This window comes from Streptococcus suis (assembly GCF_019856455.1).
GTDB classification, from domain to species: domain Bacteria; phylum Bacillota; class Bacilli; order Lactobacillales; family Streptococcaceae; genus Streptococcus; species Streptococcus suis_AE.
Window position 1 is genome coordinate 1,113,961 of the sequence record NZ_CP082205.1, and the last position, 16,100, is coordinate 1,130,060.

Here is a 16,100-nt window from a genome sequence, read left to right on the forward strand (position 1 = left end):
GAGATAAAAGAGGTACCTAGTATGTATAAGATTTTGGTAGTTGATGATGATTTTGAAATTGTAAAATTGATGCGAACAATTTTAGAAATGAAAAACTATAATGTGACGACTTATCAAGAAGTTAGGCTTCCTATAAAAATAAGTGATTTTGATGGATTTGATTTAATATTGCTTGATGTTATGATGCCAAATGTTGATGGTCTGCAAATCTGTAAACAGATTCGTAAATCAGTATCCTCTCCGATTATTTTTGTCAGTGCAAAAGATTCTGAAGATGATATTGTATCTGGCTTAAATCTCGGTGGTGACGATTATATCACAAAGCCATTTAGTGTTAATCAACTAGTTGCTAAGGTTGCAGCGCATTTAAAACGAGAAGAACGTTATAGAAATGCTGAATCTAATGAATCTGTTATTCGAGAATTATTTCCACTAACATTTTACCTTCAAGAAAAACTCGTGTGTGTTAATGGTGAAGCTATTTCTCTTACTAAAAGGGAATATGATATTTTAGAGCTATTATCTAGTAAGACAAATAAGGTTTATACAAGAGAAGAAATCTATGAATGTGTCTATGGTGATGAAGCAGATGCATTATTTCGTTCAATTTCGGAATACATTTATCAAATTAGAGTCAAGTTTGGTCCCTATGGAATTAATCCCATTAAAACAATAAGGGGGATGGGATATAAGTGGAATGATGAAAAGGTATTCAATTAATAAGCGGATTTTAAGGACAGTTCTTGAAATAGTGATTGGTACAGTTGCAAATGTTATTATGTTGCTTGTATTGAGCTACGTTCTTATTTTTACAGGTCAGTTGAACACATATGGAACAGACTATCATATTTCAATTAGTGATAGTAAATCTGCTAACGGTATTAAGAATCAAATGGATTATTCTGTCTTTGATTATGTATTGTTTGATAGCGATAATGGCGAATTGGTCTCTGGAAATTATCAAAAACAGGATTTACAACATTATAAAGAAGTTTTTGATACTGGAAGTTCGGTTAGCGAGGGTTCTATATTGTTTACAAAATATGAAAACTCAGATTTTATTTTGGTTATTAGAAGACCAACAATGCCCGAATTTGTAAATCGAAACTTTCGACATATTTCCTATAATTTAGTCTCTTATTTGTTTTTTATAGTGCTAGAATTATTACTCATCTCTATCTCTGTTATTAGGCTCTTAAGAGAATTTACAAAAAATTTTCGTCTAATTGAAAAAATATCTCTGAATATGGGAATACCAGGAATGGATATTGGACGTAAAGAAACTGCAATCTTAGAATGTAATAACATTTTATTGACGCTTTATCAAAAAGACGAAGAGTTGACAAAGTTATTAGAAATGGAGAAAAAAGATAAAGAAGATTTGTCATTTCAAGTTGCTGCATTAGCACATGATATTAAAACACCATTAACTGTTTTAAAGGGGAATATCGAGTTGCTTGAGATGACTAATCTAGATGAAAAACAATTAGATTTTATGTCCTCAATGAATCATAGTGTTGGTATATTTGAAAAGTATTTTAATTCAATGGTTAATTACTCAAGATTGCTAATTGAGGATAAGAATTATCAGGAAGATATTGAATTATCAAAATTTCTTGATGAATTATCATTAGAATGTCGAGATATTATGTCTTCAAAAAAAATTAATTTTCAAATAGTTAATGAATCCCATACCAGAGTGATTAAAGGAAATCGTCTCAACTTAGATCGAGCTTTGATAAATATCTTATCTAATGCGACTAGATTTTGTTCAGAAGAGGGCAAGGTGGTACTGACTATATCTGAAAGTTCCAACTTTATCAGTTTTGAGATTTGGAATAATGGTTTACCATTTACAGAAGAGTCTCTTAAAGATGGAGGAAAACTTTTTTACACAGAGAATAAAGGAAGAAATGATAAGCATTACGGAATAGGACTTTCATTTGCTCAAAAGATAGCTATGAGACATCAAGGTCAATTAATACTCTCAAATCCACAAAATGGTGGTGCACAGGTCACTTTATTAATTAAAAAATTTTAGGGGCTGGTCAAAAAGCCTAATATAAACAAAACCGCATGAAATCTTTCATTTAAAAACGTTGATTTTATGCGATTTTTTATTTCGAAAATTTGAAAAAATCAAAGAGATATCGACTTTTTGCTCAATTTTTTTCTGAACAAATACTGAAATTTCTTTTGTATTATAATAAAAGAAATGGAGGCAGAAAAAATGGAAGTTATCATTCAAAATCTAAGAAAAAGCTATAAAGACAAAGAGGTTTTAAAAGACGTTTCATTTAAAATTGAAGAAGGTACTATTTGTGGTCTTCTGGGAGTAAATGGGGCTGGGAAATCCACCATTATGAAAATTCTTTTTGGGTTAGAAAGAGCTGATAGTGGAGAAGTCATTTTCAATGGAAAGCATAAGGATATTGTAGAAGAAAATAGATTTGATATTGGAGCGTTGATAGAATCTCCTGCTATCTATTTGAATCTTTCTGCATTTGACAATTTAAAAACACGAGCATTGCTACATGATATTCCAGATGAAAGAATTTATGAGGTACTTCAGTTGGTTGGTTTATCTGATACTGGAAAAAAGAAGGCAGGGCACTTTTCATTAGGAATGAAGCAACGACTTGGTTTAGGAATGGCAATTATTACCAATCCTGATTTATTAATTTTAGATGAGCCAACTAATGGTCTAGATCCAGATGGGATAAAAGAATTGCTAAATTTAATTAGGGATCTAAAAAAATCTGGAATGACAGTCCTCTTGTCCAGCCATCAACTAAGTGAAGTCAGCAAAATTGCGGATCAAATCGTTATACTGAATCAGGGCAAGATTTTTTACGATGATATTAATAAGAATTCAAATGATTTAGAAAAACTATTCTTTAGAATTGTCCATGGAGGTGATGGAAATGACTAATATTTTTAAATCTGAGTGGCTGAAGCAAAAATCTAGTTCTGATAAAAAATTACTAATCCTTATTCCTTTGCTAGCAATTTTTATAGCTTTCATACTAGCAGGACCTCTCAATTTAGAAAGTTTTTCAATTTATTGGTGGGAGGGAGGATTCCTTTTCACTCTCCTTGGGTTATTGTTTTTAGCTGATTATAGCGCGGAGGAGAATGCAGGTGCGTTTCAAAATATTAGCTTGGGTAGATATACGTTTACTATTTATTTAGCGAAGATACTGTTGAAGTTCAAGGATGTTTTGATTTCAACCTTTATTTTTACGATAATATTTTATGGCATCTCATTTCTTTTTTCAGGTGTGATATCAGTAGACATTGGTAAAGATTTGATTTGTTTATTACTTATTGGTGTTTCTTCTGCTTGGGTATTACCACTATTATATTTTCTAGCAAAGTGGATAAATCCCTACTTGTTGTTGGCTACAAATTCTCTTATTTGCTTATTAGTTGCTCCTCTAATAGCTCAGACATCGGTTTGGTTCATATTTCCTTATACTTATCACTATAAAATTGCTTATGCTCTTTTACATTTAAAACCCTCAGGTGATTTAGAGGCAGCATTAAGTGGAGTTGAAATATCGACAATTTTAATATCAGTATCTCTTTCAATCTTAGTTTTTGTGAGTTTCCTTAGTTTGTTGAAGTGGAGGATAACTAATGAACAAAATTCTAAAAAGTGAGTTGCTAAAGTTGAAAGGCTCTCTTACTTTAAATCTTATTTTAATTTTATCAATTATTCAATTATTCACAATTCCTCTTTATTTACAGTTTACAAATAATTCAGTTGTAATTGAAAATATCATTTTTTTACCTATGTTAGGATATTGTATATTAGCATCAATTTTCTCTATTTTTCTTCATGAACAAGAGGAAAAAGCAAATTTCTTTCAAAATATTAAAAGCGAAAAAAATAGTGGAATTATTTGGGGAATAAAGCTTATTTCGACAGACTTACTTATGGTTTTATTGGGAGTTCCAGTTTGGATAGTGGTAGGAGTTGAATTTAATAGACTCTCTTACTTTGCGTATGTTGGTGTGATTACTTGGTTATTATTAGTCTTACTTAACCATTTCCATATGTTACTTAGTCTTATCATGGGAAAGGGAGGGAATCTAGTAATTTCTTTTATCGAATGTCTGTTTATTATATTTGCAACCAATAAAGTATTTTTAAATAACTTCTGGTTGCCTATCGTTTTACCTGTTAATATGATCCTAGAAATTGGGAAAAATGAAATTTTTATGATTCTAGTATACTTAATTGGTTTTATCATATTATCGTATTTTTGTAATTTAGCTGTTATGAATAATGTTGAAATTCAAAAAATATGTAAAAAGAGGTAAATTGGTTAGAGGTCACTAAAAGAGTAGAATACAACAAAATTCAATAGATAAAAAGCGAATGACAGCATATTTTGAAATCTAAAGATTGCAGATCATCCGCTTTTTATGTCTATTTTATTATCTTTTCAAGACAGTATTGTTCATGATATTTTAAAAATATCAGACTTTTTCAGCAGTTTCATTGGTCAACTATCTTTTTATTTAATTGTCCAGAGTATCAGTATAAATATTTCATGCATTCTAAATAAAAAATTTGTTCATTCTCTATAATTATGAACAAATTCTGAACTAGGTATCTTACAATATATTTGTTCGAACAAAGAAAAAATAATTGGAGGAATTTTATTATGAACAATGAAGATTTTAATTTGGATCTTGTCACAATCTCAAAGGAAAACAACTCAGGAGCTTCACCTCGGGTAACTAGTAAATCATTATGTACTCCTGGATGTAAGACGGGTATTTTGATGACCTGTGCAATCAAAACTGCAACTTGTGGTTGCCATTTTGGATAAAATTTATTTGTTTAGTAACTATCTTTTTGCAAATCTTGACTAAGAAAGAAAGGGACTCTATATCTTTTCGAGTAAGGTCCCTCTAAATATTAGAATATTTGTTTAGGATATTACTCTTTAGACGAATATGTCTATTGCTAAAATAAAGGTAGTGGATAGTAGTCTACTACCTTTATTTTTATAAATTTCCAAAATAATATTTGAAGATTTATAAAAATAATTTAGAAGTTGGAGCTGCTAATGGAACATAAATATACTACAAATAATTTTTTGGTTCGTAATGCAATCATTGGAATACATGAATTGTTGGAATGTGATTATAATTCATTTTTAGAAACTATAAGAGAGAATAAGATATTCCAGGAGCAACTATTTGTAGCCAGCAGGAGTTTATATGAATCGCTTCAAAAATATTATAGTGGTGATTCAATGAAAAGGAAAAAAATCAACCAATTATCAGAATCTGTATATAAATATTATAAGCGTAGTAAGGTGCGCTCAACACCATTTGGTTTATTTAGTGAAACTTCAATAGGTTCATTTTCTTCTACAGAGAAATTAAACTTGAATGGAAAAACATTAAAAAAAGTACTCTTGGATTCAGAGTGGTTAATACGTCTAGTTTTTAAGATTGAGAAGGAATATTCTCGAGAATTAGCCTATAAAATAAATCCAGCCAACTATCAATTTGGAGATAGAGTTGTTCAATTGTTTTCTATAAATGATACTAAAATTGAAGAAGTCAACATAAAGTTCACTAAAGTTTATCAACTTATTGATGAGCTTTGTTGTGATAAATATGTATATTTTAACTGTATTATAGAAAAACTTGTTGAATCCTATGGTGAAGAGTATCGAGATATTGCAACATCATATATCATGAGTTTGATTGATAGTCATTTTCTAATTTCAAATATTAATTCAGAATTAATAATGAATTTTAAGTTTGAAGAATTCATTTCTAAAGTCAAAGAAATCGATAAGCAAAATCTTTATTATTTTAAACTAATAGCAATTAGCAACTTAATTGTTGAATATTCTGAATTGGAAATTGGGGATGGGATTGAAAAGCTTAAAGAAATCTACAAGTTAATGTCATCGTTAGTTGAAACCCCTAATTTTCTTCAAATTGATCTTTATAATGATGGTCAAATCCAATTAGGTAATGAAAATAAAACTCAGATAGTAGAATTTGCTGAGTTTCTAGTAAGTAATTCAGATCATGTAAAGCGTACTTATTTAGATGATTATAAAGAAAAATTTTTAGATAAGTACGGAGTAAATAGAGAAGTTCAGTTGATGGAGTTGTTTGATTCTAATTTAGGAATTGGTTCTCCATATGGATATCAGCACCCCAAAAATGATTTCTGGGAATCTTCGCCTTCTACTGTATATTTTAGTGAAAAAGAAGAATTAGAATATCTCAATAATTTTGAAAAAGCCTTAGAAACAGGTGGAAATATTCAACTTTATAATGAAGAAGATTTTTTTAATCAAGACAAAGATAAAATCAATCTAGGATTTGAGTTGTTCTTTTATGTTAATAAAGTAGATGGTAAAAGCGTACTAAGCTTAACTAATACAGGATGTTCTAAGAATTTAGGAGCTAGCTCAGGCAGGTTTTCTATTCTATCAGATAAGTTGGAACATTATCATCAAACTATCACTCAAATTGTTGAAAACAATAATCACGTATCAGGGTATAACTCTTGTGAAATAACATTTTTACCAGAGAATCTTCGTCATGCTAATGTTATGCGCACAACAAATGTCAGAGAAAAAGTATTATCACTTTTTACGAATATGGATAAGAGAAGTCAAATTTTATCTGATATATATATTGGTATTGATTCTAAGAATAGTTTTTATGCTAGAAATTTTAAAACTAAGGAACTCTTAAAATTTTATAGTACAAATATGTATAACCAAATGATGTTTAGCAATGAATTACGGTTTTTATGTGAGATAGCTCAAGAAGATCATTTCGGAATATTCCCTTGGGAGATGGTTTATCAAAAATTTTCTCATATTCCTAGAATAGTATTTAAGGACATTATTGTTGCTCCTGAACGTTGGAGGCTTAGTGGAAGGATGTTGTCGAAGGATATTCATCAGATTATTCTTGAAAACAATCTTCCGACAAAATTGTATGTTGATAACAGTGATAATCGAATATTAATTAACCGTAATAATCCACTAGATAATCAACTTTTTGAAGATATTGTAAGAAAAAGTAGTAATAAAAATGAAGAATTATGTCTATCAGAGTGTATTTTTGATTCACACCTTGTAGAGAAGGAATCTACAACTCATATTTCTGATATAGTTGTTCCAGTATTTGCTAAGGATGAAATTAAGGAACCTAGGTACATAAAAGAAATATTACCAGAGGTTATTCCGACAAATGTTAGACAGAAAATACCATTTGATGAATGGCTCTACTTTAAATTGTATATGTCGGCAGATAGGCAAGAGGAATTTCTTTCGGATATAATGCCTCAAATTTTGAAGTTAGTAAATTTAGATGATGGGATGAGCTTCTATATCAGATATACTGATCCAAAATTTCATATCCGACTAAGGATAAGAACGCAGAATTTATATAAAAGTTTTGAAAAAATTCAAGAGATTTTTCAACTCTGCATACAAAACAAGTTAATATCAAATATAGATATTTCAACGTATGACAGAGAAATCGAAAGGTATGGGGGACTAGAAAGAATTCCTTTGGTAGAAGAAATTTTTTGTCTAGATACTGAAATAGTCATCAATTCATTAAGTTTAATTCGGCAGAAAAGATTAGATTTAACCCTAGATGATTTAGCAATAATATTTAACTACTTTTATCTCAAATCATTTTTTAAAGATAACAATAAAGAAATAATACAATTTTTAGAATTTGCTTGTCCAGAGCATTTAGACAGCCAAAATAGAGATAAAAATAGGAATACTGCATTAATTGATTTGTACTTAATAAAGGGATATTTAATAAATCTTCTTCCAGAACTATCTAAACTATGTCAAAGACTTAAGAAATTATCAGACAGTTGTATTCAATTATCAGATGACTATACATATATCATTTATGATAGTATCATTCATGTACACAATAATCGCTTATTTGGTATAAAGAGAGAAAATGAGACTAAGATTTATGCTATAATTCGCGGATTGATAATCAGTGAAGAATTTAGAAATGGGCACAATCATGGATAAATTTACACTAAAAAATTTTTTTCAAACAATTTTGACAATTCCTAAAACAATAAGATTAATTTTTCGAATAGAAAGAAAATATGCTAGCTATCTAATAATTTTAAACATATTACAATCAATAATTCCTTTAGCAAGCTTATTTATCTATCAAGAATTAATCAATGCTGTTTTAAAAAAAGGAAGTAACATTTTTTCAGTATTAATTGTCTATATATTAATGCAAATGATGCTATCAATACTAAGTCAGTTAAACTCATATATAAGTGAGAAATTTAATATGAACTTGTCCTATAATCTCAATTTGAAGTTATTGAAAAAAACATCATCTCTAAATTTAATAGATTTTGAACAAGCAGATACATACAATCTCATTGAAAATATTGTACAAGATAGTACATATAAGCCGTTCCAACTTTTCAATGCTATCATTGGTGTGATTACAGGGTTTCTATCTTTATTAACAAGTATTATTTATGTGTCCACTTGGAATGTGGCAGTATCGACTTTTTTACTGATAATTCCTGTTATTTCCTTAGTAATTTTTATGCGTGTTGGCCAGCTAGAATTTTTGATTCAATGGGAGCGAGCAAATTCGGAGAGGGAAGTTTGGTACATCAATTATCTTCTTACTCATGATTTTTCATTTAAAGAGATTAAACTAAATGGTATTAGTCAATATTTCATTGATAAATATGGAACATTGAAAAGAAATTTTATGAATCAGGATTTGAATATTTCGAAAAAGAAAGTTCTTTTCAGAGGAAGTTTGGATATTTTATTGAATTTTATTAATGGTATAGCTATTTTTATGATGATACAGTCAATTCGAAGCGGTAAACTTTTAGTAGGTAATTTTGTAAGCCTTATTCAAGCAATAACTCGTGTAAATACCTACTCACAATCTATGATCCAAAATACTTATATCATCTATAACACAAGTTTATTCATGGAACAATTATTTAAATTTTTTGATATGGAAGTAAGTAATATTTCAATTCAGAATAGTAGAATCTCAAGAATTGAAAAGCGCATTGACAAAATAAAAGTCAATAATCTCTCTTTTATCTATCCAGGAAGTGTCAAAAAAACTTTAGAGGATATTAATGTTGAGTTTAATAAGGGTGAACTTGTAGCAATTGTGGGGAAGAATGGTTCTGGTAAGAGTACCTTAGTAAAATTACTATCGGGATTATACCAACCTTCAGAGGGTCAAATATATTATAATAACGAATCTAGTGATGTCCTAGACTTGAGTTATTATCAAAATAATGTTTCTGTTCTTTTTCAGGACTTTGTGAAGTTTGAATTATCTGTGAGAGAAAATATTGGCCTAAGTGATGTAAACAGTATATCTGACTCCAAAATAAAGAAACATATTGATAACTTAAAATTAAATTTCTTAACCGCAGAAAACAATTTCAACCTTAATCAACGTTTAGGGACCTGGTTTAACGATAGTAGACAAATTTCAGGAGGACAATGGCAAAAAGTAGCATTGGCTAGGACTTTCTTCAAGAATGCAAGCATATACATTTTGGATGAACCAAGTTCAGCGCTTGATCCTGTTTCAGAGAAAGAAATATTTGATGAATTTGTAACTCGTTCTAGAGATAAGATTGCTTTGTTTGTGTCACATAATCTAATGGCTGCGAGTAGAGCAGATCGAATTATAGTTATGCAAGATGGACGAATTATTGATGAAGGAAAACATGACGACCTTATAAGTAAATCTAAATATTATAGGGAACTTTACTATTCAGAAAAGTACGAGGAGGAGTCTGATGGATGAAAATAAAGTTATTATTGATTTATCTGAGAAAGTATTTGCTAAATTTGATGAGCAGTTAAAAAGATATGCTGAACAACCGAATTATGATTTATTGACCTTGTCTTCTGGTTTACCTGGATTGATATTATTATCTTCAGAATTGACAAGTTTAACTAGTGAAAGAAAATACTCCGCTAGAACGGGTAAATATGTTAACTTTATGGTTAAACAAATGAGAAATTATGGTGTTTTATCGGATTCTTTATTTTCAGGAGTTTCTGGAATTGGAATAAGTATACTTCATTTAGTTGAAGAACACCCAGAATATCATAACTTATTGATTAGTTTTAATGAGTACATTAAGTACTATACGTTAAGTAAGATTGAAAATATAGATATTAAGAAAATCTCTCCTACAGATTATGACATCATAGAAGGAGTATCTGGAGTATTAGTTTATCTTTTATCTCAGGAGCAAGATGAAAATGATTATATAATAAACAGAATTATCAATTTCTTATCTGAGTTTTCACTAAAAAATTCTACTTTAACAGGCTTCTATGTGGAATCAAAGAATTAAATGTCCAAGACAGAGTCTAAGCTTTATCCGTTAGGATGTCTAAATTTTGGTTTAGCACACGGCCTTGCGGGTGTTGGCGCAATGTTGTCTTATTCAAAATTAAAAGGCTATTCTAATGAAAAATCTATTGCAGCAATCAAAAAAATTATAATGTTATACGAAAAACACGAGTTAAAAAATTATATGTGGAAAGAGGGATTAAGCGATATTGAACTAAAGAAAACAGAAAAAAGCAATTTACAGTATGAATTTATTCGAGATGCGTGGTGCTACGGTAGCCCAGGAATTAGTTTACTATATCTGTATTCAAGTTTGGCTCTAGAAGATAAGAAACTAAAATCTAAAGCTTGTAACATCTTGAAAGCATCCATCAGGAGAAGTAATGGTTTGGAACAATCTATTTTATGTCACGGATTTTCTGGAGCAATTGAGATTTGCCTATTTTTTAAAAAAATTTATAAAACAACTGATTTTGATGACTGTATAAAATCTCTTAAGGAAAAGTTAATTAGTGATTTTAGAGAAGACATGACATATGGTTTTAATACTACCGCGGAATTTGAAAATATAAAAACAAAAGATAATCTTGGTTATTTAGATGGAATAATTGGAATTCTGTTAACAATGATCGAACTAAATAACTTAAAGGTTACAACAAATTGGCAAAGGGCACTCTTATTATTTGATGATGTTATAAAGGAGGTGAAGTAGCATGAGGAAAATTTTATTTAGCTTAGTTGTTCTTATTGGAATTTGTACTTTAGTTGCATGTAGATTGGTAGACAATAAAACAATAGAGTTTCATGATCAATCATTTAATCAATTTACATATAAAGGAAATGATTATACAATCATGAATCAAATTGTTGATGAAAATGATCTAGGTACTGTGAAGGAATCTTTTTTTAAAACATTAGTAATTGATAGAAATAGCCAGAAAGTTGTTACTAAAAGTAATAGTGATACAGTATCATTAGCATATAGTGGGCTCTATAATTTTAGTGATGGTTTAGCTATTTCTATAAATGATTCTTATTATAAGGTTTCTTTGAGTTCGGATGTGCAATCCAATAATGAAATGCTGAGCTTGGAAGAGTTCAATAATAATTCAGCAGGTGGGGAACTTGCAATTGATCCATCTGATTGTAGGATAGTTAAATTTAATAATAAAAAATTTCGTATTTCATCTGATATTGTATCTGATGATAAACTAAAAGAATTTCTAGGAGTAATAGCAGATTCAAAAACATTTATTTTGAATACGGGACAAGAAATTTCTAAATCGGAACTAAATAAAATAGATTATTCTGGTTCTAATTCTAATGAAAAAAGAGAAGTTTGGGATTACGGAGAAGTTTATTTGTTAGCAGAAGAAGGAACCATAGCTGTTGAGATTAATAATGAATTTAGAATAGCGCGCATAGAATAAATTATAGATTATCTAGGTATTACATTGCTTATATAGCAAAATATCTTATTGTTACCTACTAAACAGAAACTTATTAAAATATAGATCAGCAAGTTCAGAAGAGCTTGCTGTTTTTTGGTACATATAATTTTTTTTGGAACAAGAGCACCATATTTTCACTCTTATAGTGAGGAGAACTCCTTGATTTGATAAAAGTGAGAAATAGCTATGGTTGAGATAAGGAGCCCTCCTTTTATGACTAAGAAAAAATCATAAACGGAGGCTGAAATGAAATATTATATTCACGTTAGAGGTAGTAAAATCCCCGTAACAGAAACGGTTTATAAAAGCTACTGGCAATTGGTCAATCACGAGAAGTATCTGAATAGAAAAGATAGGAAATTTGGAGTATTACCTTTTTCATCATTTGAAGTAGATGGGTTACTGCTAGCAAATGTACTGCCTGATACAACTGTTGATGTTGAACGTTTTATAGAAAACAAGCTCCTTATTGAGCAACTAAATGAGGCTTTATTAACCTTATCTGATAAAGAGTTTAAAATCATTGATGCTCTGTATTTTAGAGAGCATACCATCAGAGAAGTAGCAATAGAGCATGAGATGTCTGCGACTAGTCTATTTCGGATGAGAAATACAATTTTGGACAACCTACGAAAATTTTTTGAAAAATAAGGAAACAGGAGACTAAAAAATTCACTCTTTATAGTGAGAGGAATTTTTAGTCTCTTTTTGCCCTTTGACAATTGAATAATTCTAGGTGGGACTTTATTTATTTGTTGAGCAATAGAATGTAATGCGCCAGGAAATGAGCGGAAATCATTTATTCAAAAATAGGATGGTGACCTATCTGCCATGACACAAATAATGATAATGATACTTCTGACCGTTCAGGCTGCCAACGTAAAAGGACAGCGGGTGAAATTCCCATGATTGATATAACCAGTCATACCCACAGAGAATAACTAAGAGTAACATGTTATCAGGAGGGTAAGTTTTGGAACAATCAGTAGTAAAATATAGTATGCAACTTTCAATGCTTAATTTTTTATATTCCAGAAATATGTTGACTAAAAAGGAATATGAAAAAATTAAAAATAGACTGCGCATTAAGTACACAAATTAGCTGACCTTTTGATTTGAACGCGGTAATATAGAATCAAAAGGAGGAATTTCAGTATGAAAAAAAATAATGTTGAAATAATAAAAGCTGATTCTTTAGTTCGTCGTAGAGGCGACAATTTCGAAAGAGAGTCAAAAAGGGTTGCTGCTTATTGCCGAGTTAGTTCTGATAGCGAAGATCAGAAGAACAGCTATGAATCTCAGGTGAGACATTATAAAGATTATATCTCTCAGCGGTCGGATTGGGAACTGGCAGGTATCTATGCAGATGAGGGGATTTCAGGAACACAAGTAGGAAAGAGACAAGATTTTCAACGATTAATAAATGATTGTGTAAATGGAGAAATAGATTACATTGTCACAAAGGCAATTGCTAGATTTGCCAGGAATACCCTAGATACTTTGAAATATGTCAGAATGTTAAAAGATATGCAAATTGGAGTATATTTTGAGGAAGAAAATATAGATACCCTAACAATGGATGGAGAATTGCTTTTGACTATTCTAAGCTCCGTTGCACAGCAAGAAGTAGAAAATACATCTGCTCATGTGAAAAAAGGATTAAAAATGAAGATGCAACGTGGTGAATTGATAGGGTTTCAAGGATGCTTGGGGTATGACTATGATGTAGAAACCAAGCAACTTTCAATCAATAAAAAAGAAGCCAAAATAGTTCGCTATATCTTTGAAAGGTACTTAGAAGGTATTGGAGGAAAAGTAATTGCAAGGGAACTTGATGAACTAGGTTACAAATCGCCGAGAGGATTAGATCATTGGAATGATACAACAGTCTTAGGAATCATAAAGAATGAAAAATATAAAGGCGATATTCTAATGGGCAAAACTTTTACAGTGGATCCAATAAGCAAGAGACGTTTAAGTAATTTTGGTGAAGAAGATAAGTACTACATCAAAGATAATCATGAACCTATAATATCTAAAGAAGACTTTGAGAAAGCTCAGGAGATAAGACTTCGTCGAGCAGGAAATAAGAAGACTGCTGCAAATGTAAATGGCAAGCGTGAACGCTATTCAAAAATGTATGCTTTTAGTAGCATGTTAGAATGTGGTTTTTGTGGTTCAATATTATCTAGAAGAAGTTGGCACTGCCGTTCAGATTATCGCAAGGTTGTGTGGCACTGTGTTACATCGATAAAGAAAGGAAAGAAATTTTGTAAGCATAGTAAAGGATTAGAAGAGCTCGCTATTGAGGGGGCTTTCATGGAAGCTTACAGAAAACTTTATCATTCAAATGAAAACTTAATGACAGACTTACTTGAAACGATTGAATCTGAATTGAATGACAATAGCCTTAATAAGGAACTAAAAAGGATTACAAACAAACTTCGAACATTACTAAAAAAAGAGGAAAATCTTGTAAATCTAAGGCTCGAAGGGAAAATTAGCGATACCATATACAATGAAAAGTACAATGAAATTTCCTCAGAAAAAGAGTTTCTAGCAGAAGAGAAGGTAAATATTGAAACAACCTTAAAATCAGAAATCGATGTAAAGAAAAGACTAACTGAGTTTAAGCACTTGCTATCTTCACAGAAAATGCTTACGGAGTTTGATCGTGCAGTTTTTGAAAGTATTGTTGAGAAAATTATTGTAGGTGGAGTTAATAGCGACGGAGAAATTGATCCTGCAATGTTAACCATAATATTCAAAACAGGTGAAACTCAAAACAAGGATGGTAAACAATTTAAAAGTAAACGTAAAAATGCTAAACTAGAAACAGATAAATTGTGTCCTCAAAACAGTGACGAGGATAAAAAATTGTATTCTCAAGGAACAGACTACACACGTCGAGTGTGTTGCTCTGCTCGTAAAAGTCTAGAAACCTTTGAACGAAAGCATCTTAAAAAGCCTTGATTGCTTGGCTTTTTGCTTTATGGTGGGGAAGTATCAGAGTGAGAAAATTTTTGGAATGAGTAGAGGTGATAGCTAGAAATTATCAGTTTCTATTTCCATTTATCCACCTAAAATTTTTAGAATATGTTAATTAATGTGCAAAATTAATGTTACTGCTTGCAAAAACTATTTATTATTAATAGAATGGAACAGATTGGATGGTAAAGGTATGATTAGAAAATTTCAAAATGAAGATATTGAAACAATTGTTCAACTTTGGTTGACTGGCAATGTTGAGCCCCATGCATTTATTCCAGCTGAGTATTGGGAATCAAAAATTGACTTTGTAACATCTCAGCTATTAGATGCAGAGATTTATGTTTATGTTATTGAAGAAAGAATTGTTGGATTCATTGGAATGCAAGGAACATATCTAGCAGGAATTTTTGTTTCTAAAGATTTGCGTAGTAATGGTTTTGGTAGGGAGTTGCTTAATTTTGTAAAAGCAATTCATCCAACGCTTCAGTTAAATGTATATCAAAAAAACCAAAAAGCAATTTCATTTTACCTGAGAGAAGGATTTTCGATTATTTCAGAGAACATAGATGAAGATACTCAGGAAGTAGAATTGTTTATGTCATGGACAAATTTGTAAGGAAGGATGAATAATGTCAAAAGAGATTAATATTAGACAGTATCTTCAAGAAGACTTTGAAAGGCTTTGCCAAATTCATGACCCTGCACGTCAAGAAGAATTGGATTTAGCTAACTTATCAGAAGCATTTATTCCGCTTAGTATTGCTGCTGATAGGGAAGGGTTGTTTGATTACCAGATTCTTGTGGCAGAGATGGAAGGATTTGTAGTTGGTTTTGTTGCATTTACAGATGATGAACTAGCATGGTTATATGTAGATAGGGAATATAGTCGGCTTGGGATTGGAACGAGGTTAGTGAATGTTGTTCTCAAAAAGATGCATGAACCTATTTCAATTGAAGTATTAACTGGAAATACCCCAGCACTTAATTTTTATCAAAAATTTGGTTTTGAAATAGTAAAAACAGAAAGTGGACAAATGCCAGGAAATGAAGAGTTCTCAGTTACCGTGCATATATTGAGAAAGTGAAGTAGCAATGATTGAACGCCTAGTATGTAACTTTAGAGCTGAAAATTATTGTCATTTGAATTGGTTTTGATTTATCGTCACTTTCGGATTTTCGTATTCTACATAAGTGTCTCTCACTTCAGTTCTTTGTCTAAAAGAAATTCATTCATCTATAGAATATCGTCCTATT

Annotated in this window: 14 protein-coding genes and 1 pseudogene; all 15 read left to right on the forward strand. The window is 30.5% G+C overall.

Annotation, left to right across the window (positions count from 1 at the left end; genetic code table 11):
- The first annotated feature begins 21 nt into the window (after positions 1-21).
- The 15 genes and pseudogenes from K6969_RS05535 to K6969_RS05605 all read left to right on the forward strand — a co-directional run bounded on the left by K6969_RS05535 (position 22) and on the right by K6969_RS05605 (position 15,931).
- Positions 22-720: a response regulator transcription factor gene (locus tag K6969_RS05535; RefSeq protein ID WP_000276751.1), complete on the forward strand. Its 699-nt coding sequence runs from the start codon at positions 22-24 to the stop codon at positions 718-720.
- A complete protein-coding gene (locus tag K6969_RS05540) occupies positions 698-2,041 on the forward strand; it encodes a sensor histidine kinase (protein WP_000977993.1) in 1,344 nt (447 codons plus the stop codon). The genes K6969_RS05535 and K6969_RS05540 overlap by 23 nt, the downstream gene beginning before the upstream one ends.
- A gap of 189 nt (positions 2,042-2,230) precedes the next feature.
- Entirely contained in the window at positions 2,231-2,932 is a 702-nt protein-coding gene (locus K6969_RS05545) for an ABC transporter ATP-binding protein (protein WP_000452012.1), read from the forward strand.
- Positions 2,925-3,662, forward strand: a complete 738-nt coding sequence (locus tag K6969_RS05550; RefSeq protein ID WP_000181737.1) for a lantibiotic ABC transporter permease — start codon at positions 2,925-2,927, stop codon at positions 3,660-3,662. The genes K6969_RS05545 and K6969_RS05550 overlap by 8 nt, the downstream gene beginning before the upstream one ends.
- Positions 3,640-4,326 (forward strand): hypothetical protein, encoded by a 687-nt coding sequence (locus tag K6969_RS05555; protein WP_001033677.1) that lies wholly within the window; start codon positions 3,640-3,642, stop codon positions 4,324-4,326. The genes K6969_RS05550 and K6969_RS05555 overlap by 23 nt, the downstream gene beginning before the upstream one ends.
- A 347-nt stretch (positions 4,327-4,673) precedes the next feature.
- Positions 4,674-4,841 (forward strand): gallidermin/nisin family lantibiotic, encoded by a 168-nt coding sequence (locus K6969_RS05560; RefSeq protein ID WP_001058290.1) that lies wholly within the window; start codon positions 4,674-4,676, stop codon positions 4,839-4,841.
- Positions 4,842-5,081: 240 nt separating this feature from the next.
- Complete coding sequence (locus K6969_RS05565) at positions 5,082-8,057, forward strand: lantibiotic dehydratase (protein WP_171942883.1); 2,976 nt, start codon at positions 5,082-5,084, stop codon at positions 8,055-8,057.
- Complete coding sequence (locus K6969_RS05570; RefSeq protein WP_031912841.1) at positions 8,050-9,846, forward strand: ABC transporter ATP-binding protein; 1,797 nt, start codon at positions 8,050-8,052, stop codon at positions 9,844-9,846. The genes K6969_RS05565 and K6969_RS05570 overlap by 8 nt, the downstream gene beginning before the upstream one ends.
- Positions 9,839-11,116: pseudogene (locus K6969_RS05575) on the forward strand (lanthionine synthetase C family protein). Before K6969_RS05570 ends, K6969_RS05575 begins: the two are co-directional and overlap by 8 nt.
- A 1-nt stretch (position 11,117) precedes the next feature.
- The gene (locus tag K6969_RS05580) at positions 11,118-11,834 is read left to right on the forward strand and encodes a NisI/SpaI family lantibiotic immunity lipoprotein (RefSeq protein ID WP_001226539.1); all 717 of its coding nucleotides are present in this window, start codon (positions 11,118-11,120) and stop codon (positions 11,832-11,834) included.
- Between the two features lie 267 nt (positions 11,835-12,101).
- Positions 12,102-12,506, forward strand: a complete 405-nt coding sequence (locus K6969_RS05585) for a sigma-70 family RNA polymerase sigma factor (RefSeq protein WP_000878635.1) — start codon at positions 12,102-12,104, stop codon at positions 12,504-12,506.
- Positions 12,507-12,867: 361 nt separating this feature from the next.
- On the forward strand, positions 12,868-12,957 hold the full coding sequence (locus tag K6969_RS05590; RefSeq protein WP_306341207.1) for a hypothetical protein: 90 nt from the start codon (positions 12,868-12,870) through the stop codon (positions 12,955-12,957).
- 53 nt (positions 12,958-13,010) lie between these two features.
- Positions 13,011-14,828, forward strand: coding sequence for a recombinase family protein (locus K6969_RS05595; protein ID WP_171942884.1), 1,818 nt, complete (start codon positions 13,011-13,013; stop codon positions 14,826-14,828).
- A 133-nt stretch (positions 14,829-14,961) separates the two neighbouring features.
- A complete protein-coding gene (locus K6969_RS05600; RefSeq protein WP_321537479.1) occupies positions 14,962-15,462 on the forward strand; it encodes a GNAT family N-acetyltransferase in 501 nt (166 codons plus the stop codon).
- Between the two features lie 13 nt (positions 15,463-15,475).
- Positions 15,476-15,931 carry a GNAT family N-acetyltransferase gene (locus K6969_RS05605; RefSeq protein WP_029945645.1) on the forward strand — a complete coding sequence of 152 codons (456 nt, stop codon included), beginning with the start codon at positions 15,476-15,478 and terminating at the stop codon, positions 15,929-15,931.
- Positions 15,932-16,100 lie beyond the last annotated feature (169 nt).